The 21,128-nt window shown below is 39.9% G+C and carries 18 protein-coding genes; 12 read left to right on the forward strand and 6 right to left on the reverse strand.

What is annotated here, in order from left to right:
- Nucleotides 1-113 precede the first annotated feature (113 nt).
- A complete protein-coding gene (locus tag BLS32_RS15055; protein ID WP_091397678.1) occupies nucleotides 114-1,451 on the forward strand; it encodes an FAD-dependent oxidoreductase in 1,338 nt (445 codons plus the stop codon).
- A 49-nt stretch (nucleotides 1,452-1,500) separates the two neighbouring features.
- Here the strand turns inward: BLS32_RS15055 and BLS32_RS15060 are convergent, their stop codons facing one another.
- The 4 genes from BLS32_RS15060 to BLS32_RS15075 all read right to left on the reverse strand — a co-directional run bounded on the left by BLS32_RS15060 (nucleotide 1,501) and on the right by BLS32_RS15075 (nucleotide 8,008).
- Nucleotides 1,501-2,817 carry an NAD(P)/FAD-dependent oxidoreductase gene (locus BLS32_RS15060; protein ID WP_091397681.1) on the reverse strand — a complete coding sequence of 439 codons (1,317 nt, stop codon included), beginning with the start codon at nucleotides 2,815-2,817 and terminating at the stop codon, nucleotides 1,501-1,503.
- Nucleotides 2,818-2,907: 90 nt separating this feature from the next.
- Entirely contained in the window at nucleotides 2,908-5,931 is a 3,024-nt protein-coding gene (locus tag BLS32_RS15065; RefSeq protein ID WP_091397684.1) for a DUF7619 domain-containing protein, read from the reverse strand.
- A 182-nt stretch (nucleotides 5,932-6,113) separates the two neighbouring features.
- Nucleotides 6,114-6,485: a DMT family protein gene (locus BLS32_RS15070; RefSeq protein ID WP_091397688.1), complete on the reverse strand. Its 372-nt coding sequence runs from the start codon at nucleotides 6,483-6,485 to the stop codon at nucleotides 6,114-6,116.
- Nucleotides 6,485-8,008, reverse strand: a complete 1,524-nt coding sequence (locus BLS32_RS15075; RefSeq protein WP_091397690.1) for a helicase HerA-like domain-containing protein — start codon at nucleotides 8,006-8,008, stop codon at nucleotides 6,485-6,487. The genes BLS32_RS15070 and BLS32_RS15075 overlap by 1 nt, the downstream gene beginning before the upstream one ends.
- 356 nt (nucleotides 8,009-8,364) lie before the next feature.
- Between BLS32_RS15075 and BLS32_RS15080 the strand changes: the two genes are divergently transcribed.
- From BLS32_RS15080 to BLS32_RS15125, 9 genes are all read left to right on the forward strand, one after another.
- On the forward strand, nucleotides 8,365-9,186 hold the full coding sequence (locus BLS32_RS15080; protein ID WP_091397692.1) for a MotA/TolQ/ExbB proton channel family protein: 822 nt from the start codon (nucleotides 8,365-8,367) through the stop codon (nucleotides 9,184-9,186).
- A 49-nt stretch (nucleotides 9,187-9,235) separates the two neighbouring features.
- The gene (locus tag BLS32_RS15085) at nucleotides 9,236-9,832 is read left to right on the forward strand and encodes an ExbD/TolR family protein (protein WP_371860033.1); all 597 of its coding nucleotides are present in this window, start codon (nucleotides 9,236-9,238) and stop codon (nucleotides 9,830-9,832) included.
- A 17-nt stretch (nucleotides 9,833-9,849) separates the two neighbouring features.
- Nucleotides 9,850-10,449 carry an ExbD/TolR family protein gene (locus BLS32_RS15090; RefSeq protein ID WP_091397697.1) on the forward strand — a complete coding sequence of 200 codons (600 nt, stop codon included), beginning with the start codon at nucleotides 9,850-9,852 and terminating at the stop codon, nucleotides 10,447-10,449.
- 96 nt (nucleotides 10,450-10,545) lie between these two features.
- Nucleotides 10,546-11,334 carry an energy transducer TonB gene (locus BLS32_RS15095; protein ID WP_091397699.1) on the forward strand — a complete coding sequence of 263 codons (789 nt, stop codon included), beginning with the start codon at nucleotides 10,546-10,548 and terminating at the stop codon, nucleotides 11,332-11,334.
- A 232-nt stretch (nucleotides 11,335-11,566) separates the two neighbouring features.
- Complete coding sequence (locus BLS32_RS15105) at nucleotides 11,567-12,481, forward strand: PstS family phosphate ABC transporter substrate-binding protein (RefSeq protein ID WP_091397705.1); 915 nt, start codon at nucleotides 11,567-11,569, stop codon at nucleotides 12,479-12,481.
- Nucleotides 12,482-12,493: 12 nt separating this feature from the next.
- Entirely contained in the window at nucleotides 12,494-14,158 is a 1,665-nt protein-coding gene (locus BLS32_RS15110) for a tetratricopeptide repeat protein (RefSeq protein ID WP_091397708.1), read from the forward strand.
- Nucleotides 14,159-14,422: 264 nt separating this feature from the next.
- Complete coding sequence (locus BLS32_RS15115; protein ID WP_091397710.1) at nucleotides 14,423-15,055, forward strand: 7-carboxy-7-deazaguanine synthase QueE; 633 nt, start codon at nucleotides 14,423-14,425, stop codon at nucleotides 15,053-15,055.
- Nucleotides 15,056-15,439, forward strand: coding sequence for an energy transducer TonB (locus BLS32_RS15120; protein ID WP_091397712.1), 384 nt, complete (start codon nucleotides 15,056-15,058; stop codon nucleotides 15,437-15,439). It begins immediately after the preceding gene.
- A gap of 82 nt (nucleotides 15,440-15,521) precedes the next feature.
- Complete coding sequence (locus BLS32_RS15125; RefSeq protein WP_091397714.1) at nucleotides 15,522-16,679, forward strand: aminotransferase class V-fold PLP-dependent enzyme; 1,158 nt, start codon at nucleotides 15,522-15,524, stop codon at nucleotides 16,677-16,679.
- Between the two features lie 151 nt (nucleotides 16,680-16,830).
- Here the strand turns inward: BLS32_RS15125 and BLS32_RS15130 are convergent, their stop codons facing one another.
- Nucleotides 16,831-17,538, reverse strand: coding sequence for a class I SAM-dependent methyltransferase (locus BLS32_RS15130; RefSeq protein WP_091397715.1), 708 nt, complete (start codon nucleotides 17,536-17,538; stop codon nucleotides 16,831-16,833).
- A 92-nt stretch (nucleotides 17,539-17,630) separates the two neighbouring features.
- Here BLS32_RS15130 and BLS32_RS15135 point away from each other — a divergent pair, with 92 nt between their 5' ends.
- Complete coding sequence (locus BLS32_RS15135; protein WP_091397716.1) at nucleotides 17,631-18,125, forward strand: YkgJ family cysteine cluster protein; 495 nt, start codon at nucleotides 17,631-17,633, stop codon at nucleotides 18,123-18,125.
- Here the strand turns inward: BLS32_RS15135 and BLS32_RS15140 are convergent.
- Nucleotides 18,122-19,489: an exo-beta-N-acetylmuramidase NamZ family protein gene (locus tag BLS32_RS15140; RefSeq protein WP_091397717.1), complete on the reverse strand. Its 1,368-nt coding sequence runs from the start codon at nucleotides 19,487-19,489 to the stop codon at nucleotides 18,122-18,124. The genes BLS32_RS15135 and BLS32_RS15140 overlap by 4 nt on opposite strands.
- Before the next feature lie 91 nt (nucleotides 19,490-19,580).
- Here BLS32_RS15140 and BLS32_RS15145 point away from each other — a divergent pair, with 91 nt between their 5' ends.
- On the forward strand, nucleotides 19,581-20,816 hold the full coding sequence (locus tag BLS32_RS15145; protein WP_091397718.1) for an ABC transporter permease: 1,236 nt from the start codon (nucleotides 19,581-19,583) through the stop codon (nucleotides 20,814-20,816).
- The last annotated feature ends 312 nt before the right edge of the window (nucleotides 20,817-21,128 follow it).

Below are 21,128 nucleotides of genomic sequence, written 5' to 3' on the forward strand. Positions count from 1 at the left end.
TAAAGCCGAAAGCGCGGCCTGAGGCACGAAGGACACGCCCAAATAAATCAATAAAACCAAGCGATGCTTTCAATTATTGCTTAAATTTACGCACTTACTATTATTTGTTGCTGATGCAGAAATCATTAAAAATTGCAGTGGTCGGATCCGGACTTGTGGGTTCGCTGCTCGCAATTTACCTCAAAAAAGCCGGGCATACGGTGCATGTTTATGACAGAAGTCCGGACATTCGCAAAATCCAGTTCTCAGGAAGATCAATCAATTTAGCGATGTCGCACCGCGGCTGGAAAGCGCTTGACGGCGTGGACGTGGGCGATAAAGTACGCGAAATTGCAATCCCGATGGACAAGCGCGCAATTCATTTAAAAGACAAACTCAATTTTCAGCATTACGGCAAAGAAGGCGAGAGCATTTACTCGATTTCACGTGGGACATTAAACCGGAAAATGATCGATCTGGCGGAAGAAGCCGGAGCCGAATTTTTCTTCGAACAGCGCATTTGGGATGTGTCGCTCGCAGAAGCTACTTTGCACATTGGCGAAACCGAAAGAGGCGAGTGGAAAGACGTGAAATACGACATGGTTTTTGGTGCCGATGGGGCGTTTTCGAGGATCCGCCACAGGATGCAACGCCAGAGCATGTTTAATTATTCGCAGGAATTTTTAAACACCGGTTACAAAGAACTGAACATTCCGGCAAATGCAGATGGTTTGCACAAATTAGATAAAAACTCTTTCCACATCTGGCCGCGCGGCAATTACATGCTGATCGCTTTGCCAAATCTGGACGGCAGTTTTACCTGCACGCTGTTCATGCCGTTTGAAGGCGAAAACTCGTTTGCAGCATTGACCGACCGGAAATCAGTGGAAGATTTCTTTGAGAAAAACTTTCCGGATTCGATTGACGTGATCCCCAAACTTGCTGAGGATTTCTTTAAAAATCCAACGAGTACACTGGTTACGATGAAATGTTTTCCATGGACTTTTGAAGATAAAGTGGCACTCATTGGCGATGCCTGCCACGCGATCGTTCCGTTTTATGGGCAAGGAATGAATGCGGGTTTTGAAGACATCACTGTGCTTTATGAAATGATGCAACAATTTGGCGACGACTGGACAACAGTTTTCTCAGAATACCAAAAATCCAGGAAGCCAAATGCCGATGCGATAGCCGAATTGTCTTACCGCAATTTCATGGAAATGAGCTCGAACACCGCAGATGAAAAATTCTTATTACAGAAAAAAATAGAAAAGCGCTTTTCAGAAAAATTCCCTGATAAATGGCTGCCATTGTACAGCCGCGTGACATTTAGCCACAATCCATATAGCGAAGCGCTGGCCATTGGCGACAAACAAAACGAGATTATGAGCAAAGTGATGCAGCTTCCCGAAATTGAAAAAATCTGGGATAGTGAAGCAGTTGAAAACAGAATTTTAGATTTACTGAAATAGTTTTAGGAGCTTTTTCCTGCTGTTCGCTATAATCTTTTTCTCCGCTGCGCTACAAAAAAGGATTTCCGCTGCCATCAGGGCTAGGGATTTTCGGTAACGGAATATTTTCTACTTTTTTGTTTGTCGATCTCAGTAACACCCGAAGTGTGCTGTCGTTGTTGAAATAACTGTACATCCAGGTAATGAAAATCGACAGTTTGTTTTTAACGCTTAAGATCAGCATCAAATGCACAAACATCCAGGTGAGCCACGCCAATCTTCCCTGAAAGCTGAATTTTGGCAAATCAACTACCGCTTTTCTTTTCCCAACGGTTGCCATCGATCCTTTGTCGTGGTATTCGAAAAGCTCTAATTTTTTTCCTTCAGATAATTTTTTAAAATTCTTCGCCAATGCCTTCGCATGTGCAATAGCAACGCTTGCCACCTGCGGATGTCCTTTCGGGTATTTTGGTGTGGGCATAAATGCAATATCGCCAACGGCGTAAATATCTTTTAAATGTTCGAGTTCACTGAAGCGATTTGTTGTAAAACGGTTGCCGCGCGTCATGTTTTCTGTGGGAATGCCTTCGATCGTATTTCCGGTAACGCCGGCTGCCCAAATCACGTTTAACGCTTCGATTTTTTCGCCGCTTTGCAATGAAACAGTACGGCCGTCATAATTGCTTACTACGGTACTGGTTTTTACGATTACGCCAAGATCTTCGAGATATTTGCGCGACATTTTTCTGGAATCGTCGCTCATCGGACTTAATGTGAACGGCGAGCCTTCGAGTAGATAAATGGTGAGTTTTGAAAAATCTTTATCGGGATAATCGCGCGGCAAAATGTTCTTTTTCATTTCAGACAAAGCGCCTGCAAGTTCGACTCCGGTTGGGCCACCACCAACGATTACAAAATTCATTAGAGGTTGTAAATCTTCAGGTTTTACTATAAGCGCATCTTCAAAAGTCTGTAAAATCCGGTTGCGCAGCTGGATCGCTTCGGGAACGGATTTCATCGGAAACGTAAACTGCTCTACTTCTTTATTTCCGAAGTAATTCGTCGTACAGCCAAAGGCCAAAACCAGGTAATCGTATTGGAAATCCTCTATTGAGGTCCTGAGTGTTTTTGACGTAGTGTCTACACCCAATACATCGGCAATGCGAATCCGGACATTTTTAGAATACTGGAAAACTTTTCTAAGCGGAAAGGAAATACTCGCCGGTTCGAGCCTTGCTGTCGCGACCTGATACATTAAAGGCTGGAATTGGTGGTAATTGTTTTTGTCTATTAAAAGGACATCATAATCGGTATTTTGTAAATCTTGCGCCAGTTGCAGGCCGCCAAATCCGGCGCCTGCAATGATGATGCGTTTTCGCGTTTCCATGTGTTTTTTTATTTTGGCAGCATAAAGTTACCGATTAAAAAAGCGTTGGCTCTGCGTATTAACATTTATTAAAGAAAATAAAAACCAGTGTTATTTCTTGATTATTTTGTCGGTTTTGGTGCCGTTTTCAGTTTGGATCTTAATGAAATAAACGCCGATTGTTTGTTTCGAGAAATCGATTGTTGCTATATTGCTGTTTTGTAATATTGTCTGGATCAGCCTGCCCTGAACGTCAAAAATCTGAATTAACGTCATGTTGCCTTTTGCGGTGACCTGCAATTTGTCAACTACAGGATTCGGTTGTAAAGAAACTGTCGCATTTTCGAAATCATTCGCCCTGAGTATGGCAAAGGTCGATTCGGTAGTATTGGTTGTAATCGGGAAATTGTAATCAAAGAAAATATCGGCCACGTTTGAAATCGTATTGCCGACAACCAGGTTGCTTTTTGTTTTGATTTTGAATGCAACAAATCCGTGGCTTCCGGGTTCGTTATCCTGTTCTGCGGGAAGGTTGATGTTTTCAAAATAGAATTCCACTTTGTTTCCTGTGATTTTTGTCGTTTGCGGATGTGATGCGCTTGTAAATTGCAAGGAAGCGATGTCGAATTTTGCCGTATCGATCACATCTTTAATCACGACATTTTCGGCAGGTGCGGTTCCTGAATTTTGGAAACGGATCAGATAATGTACATATTTTCCAATATTTGCAGGATCAATGGCATTTCCTTCAAGACAGGTTTTGTCATTGGGGTCATACGATCCGGTGACGGTTTCGTTTAATGTAAACACGTTGTCCAATGGTGTTTCATCATTATCGGATGGCGTTATGGAAGCTGAATAGTTCAACACATCATTAATATTTACCGGAGGTGTTTCCATCGGGCCATTGGCATTTACAGTAAGATCAATGACCCGGCTTTCGAACGGCTGCAAATCGGTGAAAGCCCAATTTAAAAGTCCGACAGACTGGTTTGAAACTGCAGGAACGGCCGAAACGAAATCGGTAACGTTATCATTAAATGCAAGCGAAACGGAACCCGATAACGTTTGGTTTCCTTTGTTTTTGTATACCAATTGGTACTTCGCGTCAAATCCCGGCCGTGCAGGAACGACAGAAATGATGGCAATTTCGAGGTCTTTGTGGATTCCGTTTGGCGTCACGCAAAAATTTTGGGTCTGCGACGAACCGTCAACAACATCAAAATTGACATTTGCCGATGCAGGTGAAATCGTAAAAAAAGCATTTTCGAATTGCGGTGTTATTTGAAAACTGCCTTCCTGTGTGTAAAAGAAATAATTTCCTGCCGCGTTTGTAAATGTCGCCCCGGTTGCAGATCCGTTAACAAGGTTGACTTTAATATTTGGAAAATAGGCATCTGTTGCATCGCATCCGTTATTGTTCACGTCTAATGAAATGTGCCCGAAAATGGTGTTTTGCAAACCTCCCGGAGAAAACGAACAGTAGGAATTGACCTGTACATTTGTTGCTGAAACATATCTAATCTCGTCCAGCATGTTGGCTACATTAAATTCGTCCACGCAAATGAACCTTAAGCTTGGGCAATTAAATTCGTTGTTTCTGAACAGTTGGTTGTTTCGTATGCCATTCTTAAAATTGATGTAAACAAGATTCGGGTTGCTTGAAACATTCATAAATAAAAGGCCATCTGTTTGTTGACTAAAATCAATAGATGTAAAAAGATTGTTGTAAAAATCGCCGTAATGAAGTATATGGTTGTTCGATAAATCTATTAAGGAAAGTTGGTTGTCATTCGTATATAAACGTTCCAGTAGTGGCGCATGCGTAACATCGAGTGCCATTAACGCATTGTTGATGCAGTTTAATTCTTTTAAAAGTGTAAGATTTGTGATGTCTAATGCGGCAAGCCCGTTTGTTGCACAATGAAGCGATTCGAGATTTATCAGATTGCTTACGTTAAGGGTTTGTATCGGATTGAGCCCGCAGTCAAGACTTGTTAAATGCACAAGCATGTTTACATTGATGTTTGAAATGTTGTTGTCATAACACATCAAAAAGGTAAGATTTGTTAGAGGCGACACATCAATTGCAGTCAGGAGATTCGAATTGCAAGACAATTCTGTAAGTGCCGTGTTGTGCGATACATCAAGCGTAGTAATCCTATTCAGTCCACAGTCAAGCTTAAGAAGGTTTGGTTGATGGCTTACATCTAAAGACGTCAGGTGATTTGTGTTGCATTCCAATGCTGTCAGGTTGGTCAGGTTGCTGATGTTTAATTCCGGTAAGCTCCAGTTTCGGTTGGTATTCAGATTTTTGAGCTGTTGTAAATGGTTGACATTTATCGTTGTCAGTTCATTTACAGATAGATCAAGGCTTATCAGATTTACAGGATCAGTCAGGTCGATTTGAGTGAGCCCATTCCCCGAAATATTTAATTCAGTTAAATGGGTTAAGCCGCTTAGATTGAAATGACCAATCCCCGAAGATTGTGCATTCAGATATTCTAACGAAGGAAAGACAGACGCATCAAAAGTAACGTCAGCTTGGCTATAAAGCAATTGCGTAAACGAAATGTATTTGAGATTTGCGCTTGATGCGGGCAAGAGAAGTGTGTTTAAATAAGATTTTGGGACTTCTAGATGCTCGAGGTTCGGATAACCTGAAACATCTAAAATGTCAAAGCGACACGCGTCGAGTGTGACCGTTTTTAAATTGATGTTTTCGGAAGGCAGTAAGATATCGCCTGTGTAGAAGTATACGTACAAAGTTTCCAACTGCTGCAACATCGTAATGTCGAGATTCGCCTGGTCGTCAAAACTCACATTTTTTAAAGCAAGATTTTTGAGTTGGGTGAGGCTGTTTAGATTGGCATTCGTCAAGGCATAGCCTTCAATTGATAATGAAGTCAGGTTTTGAAAAGCGCTCAATCCTGTCAAATCTGCCATCCAAAGATTTAGAATACTAAGCGTTGTTACGCCCAGCGCTTCACTTTCCTGGATTTCGTGATCACCGTTGGTGTCGATTGTCGGACTGTAATTCAGCAGTAAATTTTTAAAACTTCCTTCGGGGATTTGTACGATCTGTGCGTTTAGAAATCCCGTGCCGATCAATAATAACAGAAATGTTTTTTTCATAATAAATAACTTCAGACTTTAAAGATGGCATTTTTAAGCCGAATTATTTTGAGCCAATTAGAATTCGATGGGTTTGAATTAGAATTCGCAAAAAAGCCGACAAAAAGTCGGCTGTGTGTTTGAACCATTCGGAATCAACCTTTTGTGTATAGGTATCAATTAATTTAGGATTTTGTTAACGTTTAAAATTTCTTAAAGATGAAATAAACCGCAAGAATCAAAAAGCAAAATCCAACGGCATGGTTCCACTTGAAAGTTTCATTTTTAAAAAACAACAATGAGAAAATCACAAAAATGACAAGCGTGATTACTTCCTGGATTACTTTGAGTTGCATCAATGAAAAAGGGCCGCCATTTCCGTCGTAACCGATTTTATTTGCCGGAACCTGAAAGCAATATTCAAACAGCGCCAATCCCCAACTGATTAAAACAATCGTAATCAATCCGGCATTTTCAAACCATTTGAGTTCTTTAAATTTCAAATGGCCATACCAGGCGAGTGTCATGAAAACATTCGATAAAACCAGCAATCCGATCGTTGCGAAGCCTTTCATTATTTCCTGAATAATTTGGTTAGGATCCCAAAGGCACCGCGAATGAACGTGGCACTGGTCAATACTTTAATCACTGATTTTGTGGTTTGGCTCATCGGTTCGCTGGCTTCCTTTTTAGCTTCTTTTTGTTGTTGTACTTGTTCTTCTTTTGCCGCAGTTTCCTGTTCGACTGCTTCTATTTTCTTATTCAGCATTTCATAAGCGCTTTCACGATCAATGACTTCGCTGTATTTTTTAACCAGTTTTGAGTGGGCGTTGATGTCGTCAATTTCAGCAGTCGTCAAAACATCCATGCGGCTCATTGGCGCGCGCATCATCGTTGCGGTGAGCGGCGTTGGGATTCCTTTTTCATTTAGTGCGGTGACAAGCGCTTCGCCAATTCCGAGATTTGTAAGCGTTTCATCGGTTTTGTAATATTCGGAGATCGGGTAATTTTCAGCAGTCATTTTAATCGCTTTTCTGTCATTGGCGGTAAACGCGCGCAAGGCATGCTGGACTTTTAATCCGAGTTGTGCCAATACGCCGCTGGGAACGTCCATCGGGTTTTGGGTCACAAAGAAAATCCCGATGCCTTTGGAGCGGATCAGCTTTACGATGCTTTCAATCTGTTCCAATAACGCTTTGCTGGCTTCATTAAAAATGAGATGTGCCTCGTCTATGAAAATGACCAGTTCGGGTTGGCCGGAATCGCCTTGTTCGGGCATTTGCTGGTAAATTTCGGCCAAAAGGCTCAGCATGAAAGTCGAAAATAATTTGGGTTTGTCCTGAATATCCGTCAGGCGGATGATGTTGATGTAGCCTTTTCCGTTTTCATCGATGCGCATCAGATCGTTGATGTCGAAAGACATTTCGCCAAAAAATATATCGGCACCCTGTTGTTCGAGTTCGATAATTTTCCGAAGAATCGTTCCGGTAGTCGAAGTGGAAATTTTGCCGTAATGTTCTTCAATTTCGTCTTTGCCTTCTTCGGTTATGTAATTGATGACTTTTTTGATGTCTTTTAAATCGAGTAGCGGCATTTTGTTGTCGTCGCAATATTTGAAGATGACTGCGACCACTCCGGCCTGAACGTCATTCAGCCCTAAAATCCGTGAAAACAGTACCGGGCCAAATTCAGAAACGGTAGCGCGCAGCCTGACGCCATTTTGTTCTGAAAGCGACATCAATTCGACAGGAAAAGCAGATACATTATACGGAATATTGATTTTTGTGTGGCGCTCTGTAATGAACGGAAGTTCGGTTCCTTCTTTGGCGATTCCGCTAAAATCCCCTTTGATGTCCATCATTAAAACAGGAATCCCAAAGGATGAAAGCTGTTCAGAAAGCACCTGTATCGTTTTGGTTTTTCCGGTTCCGGTCGCACCTGCAACCAGCCCGTGGCGGTTGATGGTCTTCAAAGGGATTTTGACATGGGCATCCGGAAGCGGCTCACCTTCGAAGATGGCACCGCCTAGGATAATGCTGTCGCCTTTTGAACTGTAACCTTCGTTAATATACTGTATAAAATCGTCTTTTCTGCTCATGTGCGTGTTTGTCTGAGAATTTTAAATGATAGTTCATTGGCGTATAATATTGTTTAAAAAATGCAATTTAAGGCATTTGGTAAGAATATTTACCAAAATGCCACCAAAAATAATAGTGCATTATTTACAGCTTATACAACGATTGAGGACTCAAATGATTATAAATCTGATGTTTTAGTCAATATTCGTTAAATAATCTCAAAAGGCTTGGATTTTCAGGCATATTCAGCGATAAATTAATCATAATAAAATTAAAAAAAGTTTTTTTATTTAAACTAAAAATTTAAATTTGCTCCTATTCAAATTTTATTACAACTAAAATTATAAATTAATTAAAACTATTAAATTTAAAAAAAATGGCAAACGTTAAAAAAGAAGGTGGTTCAAGTTTAGGAGGAATTTTCTCTGGGATTGTGATTGTAGCATGTATATTAGTAGGATGGGTTATCTGGAATTTTATCATGGGTAATGGTGGTAATTTTGAAGGAGGCGTGAATACCGGTGCACCACTAAAAGGAAATTATTTGGCAATGGTTTACAAAGGAGGCCCAATCGTTCCTGTTTTGATGGGGTTGTTGTTAATGGTTGTTGTTTTTTCAATTGAAAGATATTTTGTAATTACTAAAGCAACTGGTAAAGGAAACCTTGACCAATTCATGAAAACTGTTCAGGCCAGCATCAGAGGCGGAAATATTGACGAAGCTATTGCTGCTTGTGACAAACAACAAGGTTCTGTAGCAAACGCGATTCGTTCAGCATTGGTTAAATATCAGGATGTTAAAAAAGAAGGATTCAACAGTGAAGAAGCTGCTGAAACCATCCACAAAGAAATCGAAGAAGCAACTTCATTGGAAATGCCAATGTTAGAGCAGCACATGACAATTCTTTCAACATTGGTTTCTTTGGGAACTCTTGCAGGATTGCTTGGAACAGTAACAGGTATGATTAAAGCATTTGCTGGATTAGCAGGTGGTGGTGGGGCAGATTCTGCTGAACTTGCAAACGGTATTTCTGAAGCATTGATCAATACGGCAACTGGAATCTCGACTTCAGCTTTGGCAATTATTTGTTACAACTTCTTTACATCAAAAATTGATAGCCTTACTTACGCAATTGACGAAGCTGGTACTACAATTGTAAATACTTACAGATATTTCAGAGGCAGCTTGAAACAATAATTGTTGGTATTTTTTATCAATTTAAATAAATAAAATAATGGCAATAAAAATGAAAAAAAAGTCAACATCTACCGATATGACGGCGATGTGTGATGTTGCATTCCTTTTGCTTACGTTCTTTATTTTGACTGCTACCGCTAAAGTTCCTGAAGTAATGCCTGTTGATACACCTGCATCTACCGTGCAAACAAAGTTGCCTGAAAAAGATCTGGCTACTTTGACCGTAGGTAATGGAAAAGTATTTTTTGACGTGAAAGGAAAAGATGTTCGAAAAAGAACACTTGAGTTAATGAGCAACAAATACGGTGTGAAGTTTTCAGACGACGATCAGAATAAATTTGCTTCAATGGAAAGTTTTGGTGTGCCAATTCAAAGCCTGAAACAAGTGCTTGATGCGAAGCCTTCAGAAAGAAAGAATATTATTCAGCCAGGAATTCCTAAGGATTCTCTTGACAACCAATTGGCAGAGTGGATCCAGAATGCAAGGCTCGCAAATATTGAACTACAGGATAAAGAACTTGAGATCGCTATTAAAGGAGATGCCAAAGAAGAATATCCGGTCATTAAAAGGGTCATGGATATTTTGCAGGATCAAAAAATCAATAACTTCAGTTTGGTTACTGGTTTGAGAGGAAAAGAAAAATAATTTAAAAAATATACTAAATGGCTGAATTAAATACTGGCGACAGCGGTGGTAAAAAAGGCAGTGGAAAGGTAAGAAGTAAAAAATCGAACTCTAAAGTAGATTTAACTGCGATGGTAGATTTGGCTTTCTTATTAATTACGTTCTTTATGCTTACCACAACGTTGTCAAAACCACAATCTATGAATTTGGGGTTGCCAGATAAAGACCCGGACAAAGATAAAAACATAGATGTCAAAGTGGATGAAAATCGTACGATGACCATACTGTTGGGAGACAATAACAAATTGGTTCGTTATGTAGGTTTATTGGCAACGCCTGTTTCAGGTGGAGCACCAAAAGATTTTGCATACGGCAGCGATGGGATCCGAAAAGAATTGTTGAGTAGAAAAGAAGCAGTTCTTCAATATACAGGAAACAAAGACAAAGGAATGATTGTAATTATCAAGCCGAGCAAAAAATCAAATTACCGAAATCTCGTAGACATACTTGATGAAATGGCAATTGTAAATGTTCCGACTTATGCAATCGTAAATGAGTTTTCACCGGAAGAAACAAAATTGTTAGGGGAAAGCGCTTCGGCAGAAAAAACTGCTCCAGCAGCAGTTCCTAATCCTTAACAAAATAAATAATCTAATTAATTTAAGAAGATTGGAAGTCAGCTTTTCTAACAACAGCTTACATACTTTCAGAATAAATTAAAAAAAAATATAAAAATGAAATTAGATTTATTAAAAAAACAATGGCTGGATGTCGTTTTTGACGGACGGAACAAGTTGTATGGTGCTTACGAACTGAGAACTTCAAATGGCAAAACGACCACTAAGGCGCTTATTATCGGAGGAGTGATTTTTACCTTTTTAGTAAGTATTCCTGTACTGGCAAATTTGCTTCCGGATAGTTCAGATGAAGTTACTTTGGACCAGAAAATTACAACGGTAAAGTTACCGCCAAAGGAAAAACCTAAAGAAAACTTACCACCGCCACCGCCACCGCCACCAAAAGTAGACCAGGTGAAATTTGTGAAGCCAGTCGTAGCTAAAGCAGATGAGGTCGTTGAAGAACCGCCAAAGATCAAAGAGATCGTAGATAAAAAAATTGGTGCTGAAACCATCAAAGGGGATCCGGATGCTGAATTGACTGTTGAGCCAGTTGGTAACGGGCCTAAAGATGTAGTGGAAGAAGACAACAACATTTACAACACCGCAGGTATCGAAGTAAAACCTGATTTTCCAGGAGGTATCGATAAGTTTTACAAATTCGTTGGTAAGAATTATCAGGTTCCTGAAGAAGAAGGTTTAAAAGGAAAAGTATTCGTTTCTTTTGTAGTTGAAAAAGACGGTTCACTTACAGATATTAAAGTGATCAGGGATATCGGTTACGGAACAGGTAAAGAAGCGATCCGCGTTTTGAAATCTTGTCCGAAATGGAATCCTGGAGAGCAGAATGGTAAAAAGGTAAGGGTATTGTATTCCTTGCCAATCAACATTCAATCTGCAGAATAAGTGATCGATAAAATAATAAATAATATCAGGAAGAAATCGCTTAAAGAGCGATTTCTTCTCGTTATAGGGATTTTGTTTTTTCTGATTTACCTCTGTTTGGGATTGGCTGTCATCTTTTGGAAACGCTTTCCGATTCAGATGCAGCAAAATTACAGAATTGCTTTCGGCGTATTGCTGATCGTATATTCTTTCTTCAGGTTTCTGCGTTTTTTCAATTCAAATAAGGATTAATATGAAAGCAAAGTTCAAAGTTGCAGCATTTGTTTTATTGGCCATTTTAGTGATCACTTGCAAAAAGAAAGAAGCAGGTCATTCGAAAGAATCGATCAATTCCGGCAAAGTGACAATTTTGGTTGATGAAACGCTAACTCCGATCATCGAAGACCAGGTACAGATATTTGAAAGTACATACGATGCTAAAATTACTTTAGAAAGTAAATCTGAAGCAGAAGTAATCCAAAAGCTGGCCAATGATACTTCGCAGATTGCCGTTTTGTCCAGAGGATTAAATCCTAACGAAGAGCAGATTTTCAAAAACAAGAAAATTATCCCAAGAATTACAAAGATCGCCACCGATGCCATTGCGCTGATTTCAAATAAAAACGATAAAGATACAATTATTGCGTTGCAGGATATCATTGCATTCATGCAGCAAAAGCCTTCATCAATCAAAGGATTGGTTTTTGACAATCCAAATTCAAGCACCGCAAGATATATCAATGAATTGGCCGGAATAAAAAGTTTTCCCGAAAAAGGCGTTTTCTCTTTTAAGACCAATGACGAAGTAATCAAATATGTTTCTGAGAATAGCGGAATCATCGGTGTTGTCGGAATGAACTGGATCAATGATCCAAAACCGGAAACGCAACCATATCTTGAAAAGATAAATGTCTTAAGTGTAAAAGGAAACTCATCAAATTCTTATACCTTCCCAAGCCAGAATAATATAGCAGAAGGCATTTATCCTTTGGCACGCGATTTGTACATCGTCAATTGTCAGGGTTATGCCGGATTGGGAATGGGATTTTCTTCATTCGTAACCAGCGAAACCGGGCAGCGGATTATACTCAAAGCGGGATTGGTGCCCGTCAAAACACCATCACGACAAATTCTTATCAGAAATGGTAAAGAAACTAATAAAAAATAAAAACCACACAAGATGAATAAATTAAAGATTTTTAGTTTTGCCTTATTAACTGCTGCAGGAGCTACTCAGGCGCAGGATGTTGACCAGGCAAAAAAAGCGATTGATGCAGAACAATTTGAAAAAGCAAAAGCAATGCTTAAATCAATTGTACAATCCAAACCAGCAAATGGCCGCGCCGCTTTTCTCTTAGGAAATGTTTATCTTAAACAAGATGTTGCCGATTCTGCACAAATCTATTTCCAAAAAGGTTTGTCGGGCTCTGAAGGCGCAAAATTAAATTACATCGGATTGGGTCAGATCGATCTCGACAAAGGAAATGCCACCGCAGCAAAATCAAACTTTGATCTTGCAACCAAAGATGTGAAGAAAAAAGATACAGAAGAATACGTAGCCGTAGCAAACGCTTACATAAATGCCGACAAGCCAGACTATAAAAGCGCCATCGCAATTTTAAATAAAGCGAAAGCTGTAGATCCAATGAATGCTTACGTACAATTGGCTTTGGGTGATGCATTTTACGGTGACAAAAACCAAAACGAAGCCTATGCAGCTTACAGAAATGCATTTCAGGCAGATAATACTTTAATCCGTGCAAAAATGCAATTGGGTGTTTTGTTAAAAGGTGCAAAAGCATACAATGAAGCGGTAAAAGCATACAATGAAGTCATTGCGATCAGCCCAAATTATGGTCCGGTTTACAGGGAATTGGCTGAAACGTATTACTACTGGGGAAACAATGACCCTAAAAATTATACAGAATACATCCAAAAAGCTTTAGGTTTCTACGAAAAATACATGAGCCTTACCGATTATTCTTTGGCTTCACGCATGCGCCACGCCGACTTCCTGATTCTTGCAAAAGATTACAAAGCACTTGAAGTGGAAGCAAACAAAATGAAAGAGCTTGACAAAGTCAACCCAAGAATCTTGCGTTACTTAGGATATTCTGCTTACGAAAATGACAACATTGATGTGGCGATCAAATCGCTTCAGGATTTCATTTCAAACCCGGCAAATAAAGTAATTGCAAGAGATTATTTGTATTTAGGCCTATCTAAATTGAAAAAATCCAACAACGCAGAAACAAAAACTGTTGATCAGCCAACATTTGATTCAGGTGTAGCCGATATTAAGAAATCTGTCGAAATGGAAATTACCATGACCAACGATTTAAGTGAAGTCGGTAAAAAATTCTACGAGCAAAAATTGTTCAAACAAGCGGCAGCGATCTACGAAATCGCCGTGACAAACCCAGAATCAAAAAACTTCCTGCTTGACAATTTCTACTTAGGAAACTCAATTTACTACGACAACACCAGAAAAGATGTTGTAAAACCAGATCCAATCGCGCTTCAAAAAGCCGATGCCGCTTTCGGAAAAGTAGCTGAAGCTTCTCCAACAACACAAGACGCTTACATTTTCCGCGCAAGAACAAACAGATTGCTCGAAAATGAACCCAACATCATCAAATATTACGAAGATTATGTTCGTGTAGTCAATGAAAAAGGTGCTGAAGAAGTGACCAAAAACAAAGCGAAAATCATTGAAGCTTACAACAACATCGGTTCAAGCTACGCAAACACTGATAAAACGAAAGCCAAAGAATATTTCAACAAAACATTGGCGATCGATGCAACAAACGAATTCGCAACAAGCGCATTAAAAACTTTGAAATAATCTATTTTAATAGCATTTTAAACCGACAGTCAAAAGCTGTCGGTTTTTTTATTGATTTTTTTAGGAGCTGTTCCGGCTATACGCTGCAATCTTTTTTAGGTGAAAAACCTCAAAAAGGATTTCCGCTGCACCCGAGTAAAGCGAACTGGCGAAGCAATCCGGGCTAGGGCATTGAATTCCAAAAAAACCTGTCTCTTATCCAAAATCCTAAATCGAATCCCATTCAAAAACCAATTCCGTATCTTTGCGCTTTAAAATCAAAAAATGTTACCCAAAGAAATACAATCAGCAGTTGAAAAAGGCGCGATGTTGCCTTTAATGGAGGAGTTTTACACCATTCAGGGCGAAGGTTTCCACACCGGAACCGCCGCTTATTTTATCCGGATCGGCGGTTGCGATGTCGGTTGCCATTGGTGCGATGTCAAGGAAAGCTGGAATGCCGATTTACATCCGCCAACAGCCATCGAACAAATTGTAGACAATGCAAACTTACACGCAAATACAGTTGTGATCACTGGAGGTGAACCCTTAACATGGGACATGACTTTATTGACAAACAAGCTCAAAGAAAAAAACCTAAAAGTACATATTGAAACTTCCGGCGCTTATCCGTTATCGGGAACCTGGGACTGGATCTGCCTTTCGCCAAAGAAAAATAAATTGCCGACGCAAACGGTTTATGACCATGCGCATGAACTAAAAGTCATCATTTACAACAAGCACGACTTCATCTTCGCAGAAGAACAGGCCGAAAAAGTCAACAAAAATGCGATCTTATTCCTGCAACCTGAATGGAGCAAGAAAGAAGAAATGACTCCGCTGATTGTAGATTATGTAATGAACAACCCAAAATGGCGAGTTTCCCTGCAAACCCATAAATATTTAAACATTCCATAAATGATTAAATCCTTTTATTTATTATTCATTGTTTTGATTCCGATGATTTCGTCCGCGCAAATCCAGGGTGAAAACGAAGTGTATTTAAAAGGCGACCGCATCGAGGCCAAATTCAACGGCGGCGGAATAGAAAAATTCCAGGAATTTGTAAAAGGGAATTTCAATTATTCAAAAGTCAAAAAGCCCGGAAAAATGGTAGCCGCATTTACTATTGATGTTGACGGAAGCGTGAAAAAAATTAAACTTGTAGAATATATTGATGCCGGATCTGCAGCAGAAATGATCCGTGTTTTAAACCTCTGCCCAAAATGGGAACCTGCTAAAAGAAACGGAAAAGCAATTAGTATCGAAATCAAATATCCCATGGTATTTAAACGAACCTGATCAGATTTAAATATCAATAAAAAAAATCCCGGACAGAATTCTTGTCTGGGATTTTTTATATTTGTCTGAATCAAAAAGCAATATGAAATCACATTTTCTCCTCAATCCTGAAATTACGTATTTAAATCACGGATCTTTCGGTGCCTGCCCAAAACCCATTTTTGAAGATTACCAGAAATGGCAACTTGATTTGGAGCGTGAGCCTGTACAATTCATCACCAAAAATGCTTCAGCATATTTAAAACAATCAAAAACAGCACTTGCAAATTTCATCGGTTGTGAAGCCGAGGATTTTTTCTTCACGACAAATCCAACATTTGCGATTAATACAGTCATGCGCAGCCTGAAATTAAATCCCGGAGACGAAATCCTCGCAACCAACCACGAATACGGCGCAATGGACAAAACCTGGAGTTTTTATTCGAAACAAACCGGAACAAAATACATTCGGCAGAAAATTTCGATTCCGGTCATTTCGAAAGAACAACTGCTGGAAGAATTCTGGAGCGGCTACAATGCCAATACAAAAGTCATTTTCATCAACCAGATTTCAAGTGCGACCGCGTTGATTTTTCCTGTAAAGGAAATCTGCGACAAAGCCCGCGAACTTGGATTGATTACCATTGTCGATGGTGCGCATGTTCCGGGCCATATCGATTTAAACATCAGCACACTCAATCCAGATTTTTATACCGGAACTTCACACAAATGGATGCTCACGCCAAAAGGCAGTTCCTTTTTATATGTGAAGAAAGATTTTCAGAAGATGCTCGATCCATTAATAGTAAGCTGGGGCTACGAACCTGAATTTCCAGGCCAAAGCCAATTTTTAGATTATCACGAACAGCAGGGAACGCGTGATATTTCAGCATTTTTGACCATTCCGGCAGCATTGAAATTTTTCGAAGATCAGGATTGGAACACAAAAATAGCCTTTTCCAAAGAAAAGATACTTTCAAATTATGAAAGTTTTTGCGATTTGTTGAACACGAAAACGATTTGTCCGGTGACAGCAGAATTTTTAGGGCAAATGTGCAGCGTTCCGATTCAGACTGAAAAACCATTCGAACTTAAAGAACTATTATTCGAAAAATATAAAATTGAAATTCCGGTGATGAAAATCGAAAACCGCACGTTTATTAGGATTTCGTTGAATGGCTACAATTCACAATCCGACCTTGAAGTATTGCGATTCGCATTAAAAGACATTATTGCAACAACAGATTTATTAAAAGTTTAGCACAGTCCTAAAATAATATGTGATTTCGAATTTCACTTACTGTGTAAAACAAAATTTGAGAGTTTGCCACGAATTTGCACGAAAAATTTATGATGATTCTTGTAATTCGCGGCTAAAAATAAAGACTCATTATTTTGAGACAACAAAAAGTTTAAACCGAAAGCCGCGCGAGATAATCAAAATGTTCGCCTTCTAAAATGAGTTCTGATTTTAAGCCATTGGCTACAGCTGCGTTTTGAAGCGTGTTGTAATCGATGTACATCCAATCGAAAGCGTCTTCAGCTTCGCCTTTATATGAAATATTGAAAATGACTTCGCCGTAATATTCATGTTCCGATGGAATCCATTTTCCGCCGTCTTCATCTTCGTCAAACATATAAATGATATCGGAACTGTCAAGCAGGATTTGTCCGTTTTCATTCAGCAAAAATTTTAGTTTTTGCAGGAATTTCGCAACATTTTTCAATTTGCCGCACATTCCGGCGCCATTCATCATCAGTAAAATGGTGTCGAATTTTTCGTTTTCCAAGTCCATGACATTTTGGGCTTTCGCATTTTTGATGCCGCGCAAACGACAAGCTTCAATAGCATTTGCAGAAATATCAATGGCTGTAACATCGAGATTGCGTTCATTCTGCAAATACAAACTGTGGCTTCCGGCGCCGCAACCTACGTCAAGGATTTTGCCTTCTGCCAATGTCAGCGCTTTTTGCTCCGTCGCAGGCATGTCATTAAACGACCGAAACAAATACGCGACCGACATGTCATCTGCTTCTGAAATGGAAGTTTCGGTAATTAAATCTTCGGGCGAATTGTTGGTTTGATAATCTAAAATGGCTTTTCCAAAAAGGTCTTTCATGGCTGTATTTCGAAATTCGTTATTCAGTATTCAATATTGATCGTTCAAATATTGTAATTTTGCCGCCTGATCTGAATCTAATCAACATCCGGATGGACGCATTTTTAAAAAATCTTCCCAAGCTCGCCAAAGATAAGCATAACGAAAACAAAAAGTATTTCGATAAGCTTAAAAAGAAAACGCCCAAAAATCTGGATTATGTGATGCAGGAATTGCATGATTCCGAATTCAAAAAAACCGATTGCCTGACCTGTGCAAACTGCTGTAAAACCACCGGCCCGCTTTTTACAACTGCCGACATTGAACGGATTTCAAAACACTTTCGGCAAAAGCCGCAGCAATTCATCGACCAGCATTTGCGGATTGATGAAGACAATGATTATGTGCTGAAAAGTGTTCCGTGTACTTTTTTGGATGCTGAAAATTACTGTATGATTTATGACGTCCGGCCGAAAGCGTGTCGCGAATTTCCGCACACCGACCGGAAAAAGTTTCAGCAAATTTCAGCCATTACTTTAAAGAATATTCCAATTTGCCCAGCGACGTATCGGATTGTTGAAGAAATGAAAAAACGGATGCCGCTTTAATTCGCGCTCGTTACCGTAAGAAAACTGTCAGGATAGATCAGGTATTTTTTGCGCATTTCCCGGAATGAATCAATTCCGGATTTCCAGGTCGCACGAATTTCATCTTCCGACATGCCATTTTCAATCTGTTGCTGCAATTTCCTGGTTCCTGCAAGTTTTGTAAAATACGGAATAAAGAATTTTTCCGGTTGTTCTGTGGTTCGATAGGCGTTGATCAGCCATTTCAATTCAATCTTATTCATTTTTGGCGCATGCGATAAGTCTTCGCCGCAACACACTTTTCCGTTATTTGGTGGCGCAGTCGACCCAACGTTTGGCATCGGCGTAAAGCTGTAATGGAAACTTGTCAGGAAAGGCGAGCCGTAAATTTGGAATTGTTTGTCGGTTCCTCGCCCGATGCTCACGTTCGTACCTTCAAAAAAGCATAAGCTCGGATACAGATTGATCGCCTGGTCATTTGGTAGGTTTGGAGAAGGTTTTACAGGCAAACTGTAGTGCATTTCACGGCGGTAATTTTCACACGGAACGACTTTAACTTTGCATTGAATACTGTCTTTAAGCCATTTTTCGCCATTGATCATCAGTGCATATTCGCCAATGGTCATGCCGTGTAAAACCGGAATCGGGTGCATGCCAACGAAACTGCTGTTTTCTTTTTCGAGTGTTGGTCCGTCGATCATATTTCCGTTCGGGTTTGGGCGGTCGAGAATAATCAGTTGAATATTGTTTTCGGCGCAGGCTTCCATCACATAATGCAGCGAAGAAATGTAAGTATAAAATCGCGTACCAACGTCTTGAAGGTCGAAAAGCATCACATCGATTCCTTCGAGTTGCTGCGGTGAAGGTTTTTTGCTGTTTCCGTATAACGAAATGATCGGCAAGCCTGTTTTGGTATCTTTTCCGTCGACGATCATTTCGCCATCGGCAGCTTCACCGCGAAAACCATGTTCGGGAGCATAGATCTTTACGACATCCACGGAAGTGTTTTCCACCAGATAATCTACAATGTGTTTGGTGGCCGATTTCATTCCTTTAACCTGCATTTTCGTGACGCTATCGTAGATTGAATAAGGATATTCAAAAGTCACGGTTCCTGTTTGATTCGTTAAAACGCCAACTTTCTTATTCTTCAGTATCGAAATGTAACTCTCGATATTGTCTGCGCCAGTTAGGAATTTGGTCGATTTGATTCGGCTTTTCACCATTGCCTGCGCCGGAACTGAATTTGCCGTCTGCGTTCCTTTCATCTGCTGCGTTTTACACGAAACGACTACGATCGAAACCAAAGCCAGAAACCATAAATGCGTATTTTTAAATATCGGGAACGAAAAAGGAATTTTTTTTGAAACGGTGTAAGAACTCATAAAATGTCTTGCTGTGAATATTAATTTGTCTAAATGCAGTAAAAAATCCTGTCTAAAGCCGTATTTTTGAAATCACAAAGCCAACTTTAAATTGAATTTAGAATATTTTATCGCCAAAAGACTCATTACTGCTAAAGGCAGTAAAAGTAGTATTTCTGCGCCAATTATAAAAATTGCCATTTCGGCGATCGCCATCGGAATGATTATGATGATCGTTTCGGTTGCGACAGGAATCGGGCTGCAACAAAAAATACGCCAGAAAGTTTCGGCTTTCAACGGGCATATTATCATTACGAATTATGAAGACAACCAGTCGCAGGTGAGTATGACGCCGATTTCGACGCATCAGAATTTTTACCCGAAATTTACTTCCGTTTCCGGGATCAGCCACATTCAGGCCGTGGGCAGCAAAGCCGGAATCATCCGCACCGCCGATGCTTTTGAAGGCATCATATATAAAGGAGTCGGAAAAGATTACCAATGGGACAATATTAAAGAATACCTCATTTCGGGAAAAATCCCAGATGTTTCGCATCAACTCAATCAGCAGGTTTTAATTTCAAAATACCTTGCCGACCGGTTAAACCTTAAAACCGGCGACCGTTTCAATACCTTCTTCATGAAGGAAAACGGAAACGGCCTGCCAAACCTGCGCGTTTTTGAAATCGCCGGAATTTACAATTCGGGTTTCCAGGAATTCGATGCCGCATATATTATAGGAGACATTCGCCATTTGCAGCGCATCAATAAATGGAAGCCGGATCAGGTGGGCGCATTTGAGGTTTTCGTAGATGATTTTTCAAAGATCAAGGAAAAAGGCGAAGAAGTGTATAAAGAAACCGGCTCGACGCTCGACACCCAAACCATTGTTGAGAAATATTACTATATATTCGAATGGCTGCAATTGTTTGATTTCAATATTGTCGTGATTCTTGTCATTATGATCATCGTCGCGACTATTAATATGGTCGTCGCATTGTTGGTGCTCATTCTCGAGCGCACGCAAATGATCGGAATTTTGAAAGCGCTCGGTGCAAACAACTGGACAGTTCGAAAAGTCTTCCTGTACAATGCATTCTATTTAATATTGCGCGGATTGTTCTGGGGCAACATCATTGGCATCGGATTGGTTTTTGCGCAAAAGTATTTCGGGATCATCAAACTGAATCCCGAAAATTATTATGTAAACGAAGCGCCGGTCTATTTCAACTGGATGTATATTTTGGCTTTAAATGTTGGCACCGTTGTAATTTGTTTGCTTGTTTTATTGATTCCTTCTTACGTGATTACAAAAATTTCCCCGGTCAAAGCGATCCGTTTCGAGTAGTTTTTATTTACAGGAGCTATTTGCTTCGCCAATTCGCTGCGCTCGTGTCCCGCTTTTATTCTTTCAGGAGCTATTTCCCGCTTTGCGCTGCAATCTTTTTTATAGATTTTCCTTCCGCTGCGCTACAGTAAACCCATAAAAAAGGATTTCCGCTTCAATCGGGGCTAGGGGCATTGTGTTCAAAATGGGCATCTTGGTAAACCGAAGCAAAAACCTTCAAAAAAACTTTCGCCTTCAAAAAACTACCTTCCAGCGAGTTACATAATTTCAACAAAAAACTATCAAATTAAATGCTCAAAAAGTTTGGAAAAG

Source organism: Flavobacterium noncentrifugens (assembly GCF_900100375.1).
Classification (GTDB): domain Bacteria; phylum Bacteroidota; class Bacteroidia; order Flavobacteriales; family Flavobacteriaceae; genus Flavobacterium; species Flavobacterium noncentrifugens.

Excerpts from the sequence above, each read along its gene's own strand:
- BLS32_RS15055 (WP_091397678.1), top strand. The coding sequence starts at position 114 with ATGCAGAAATCATTAAAAATTGCAGTGGTCGGATCCGGACTTGTGGGT.
- BLS32_RS15060 (WP_091397681.1), bottom strand. The coding sequence starts at position 2,817 with ATGGAAACGCGAAAACGCATCATCATTGCAGGCGCCGGATTTGGCGGC.
- BLS32_RS15065 (WP_091397684.1), bottom strand. The coding sequence starts at position 5,931 with ATGAAAAAAACATTTCTGTTATTATTGATCGGCACGGGATTTCTAAAC.
- BLS32_RS15070 (WP_091397688.1), bottom strand. The coding sequence starts at position 6,485 with ATGAAAGGCTTCGCAACGATCGGATTGCTGGTTTTATCGAATGTTTTC.
- BLS32_RS15075 (WP_091397690.1), bottom strand. The coding sequence starts at position 8,008 with ATGAGCAGAAAAGACGATTTTATACAGTATATTAACGAAGGTTACAGT.
- BLS32_RS15080 (WP_091397692.1), top strand. The coding sequence starts at position 8,365 with ATGGCAAACGTTAAAAAAGAAGGTGGTTCAAGTTTAGGAGGAATTTTC.
- BLS32_RS15085 (WP_371860033.1), top strand. The coding sequence starts at position 9,236 with ATGAAAAAAAAGTCAACATCTACCGATATGACGGCGATGTGTGATGTT.
- BLS32_RS15090 (WP_091397697.1), top strand. The coding sequence starts at position 9,850 with ATGGCTGAATTAAATACTGGCGACAGCGGTGGTAAAAAAGGCAGTGGA.
- BLS32_RS15095 (WP_091397699.1), top strand. The coding sequence starts at position 10,546 with ATGAAATTAGATTTATTAAAAAAACAATGGCTGGATGTCGTTTTTGAC.
- BLS32_RS15105 (WP_091397705.1), top strand. The coding sequence starts at position 11,567 with ATGAAAGCAAAGTTCAAAGTTGCAGCATTTGTTTTATTGGCCATTTTA.
- BLS32_RS15110 (WP_091397708.1), top strand. The coding sequence starts at position 12,494 with ATGAATAAATTAAAGATTTTTAGTTTTGCCTTATTAACTGCTGCAGGA.
- BLS32_RS15115 (WP_091397710.1), top strand. The coding sequence starts at position 14,423 with ATGTTACCCAAAGAAATACAATCAGCAGTTGAAAAAGGCGCGATGTTG.
- BLS32_RS15120 (WP_091397712.1), top strand. The coding sequence starts at position 15,056 with ATGATTAAATCCTTTTATTTATTATTCATTGTTTTGATTCCGATGATT.
- BLS32_RS15125 (WP_091397714.1), top strand. The coding sequence starts at position 15,522 with ATGAAATCACATTTTCTCCTCAATCCTGAAATTACGTATTTAAATCAC.
- BLS32_RS15130 (WP_091397715.1), bottom strand. The coding sequence starts at position 17,538 with ATGAAAGACCTTTTTGGAAAAGCCATTTTAGATTATCAAACCAACAAT.
- BLS32_RS15135 (WP_091397716.1), top strand. The coding sequence starts at position 17,631 with ATGGACGCATTTTTAAAAAATCTTCCCAAGCTCGCCAAAGATAAGCAT.
- BLS32_RS15140 (WP_091397717.1), bottom strand. The coding sequence starts at position 19,489 with ATGAGTTCTTACACCGTTTCAAAAAAAATTCCTTTTTCGTTCCCGATA.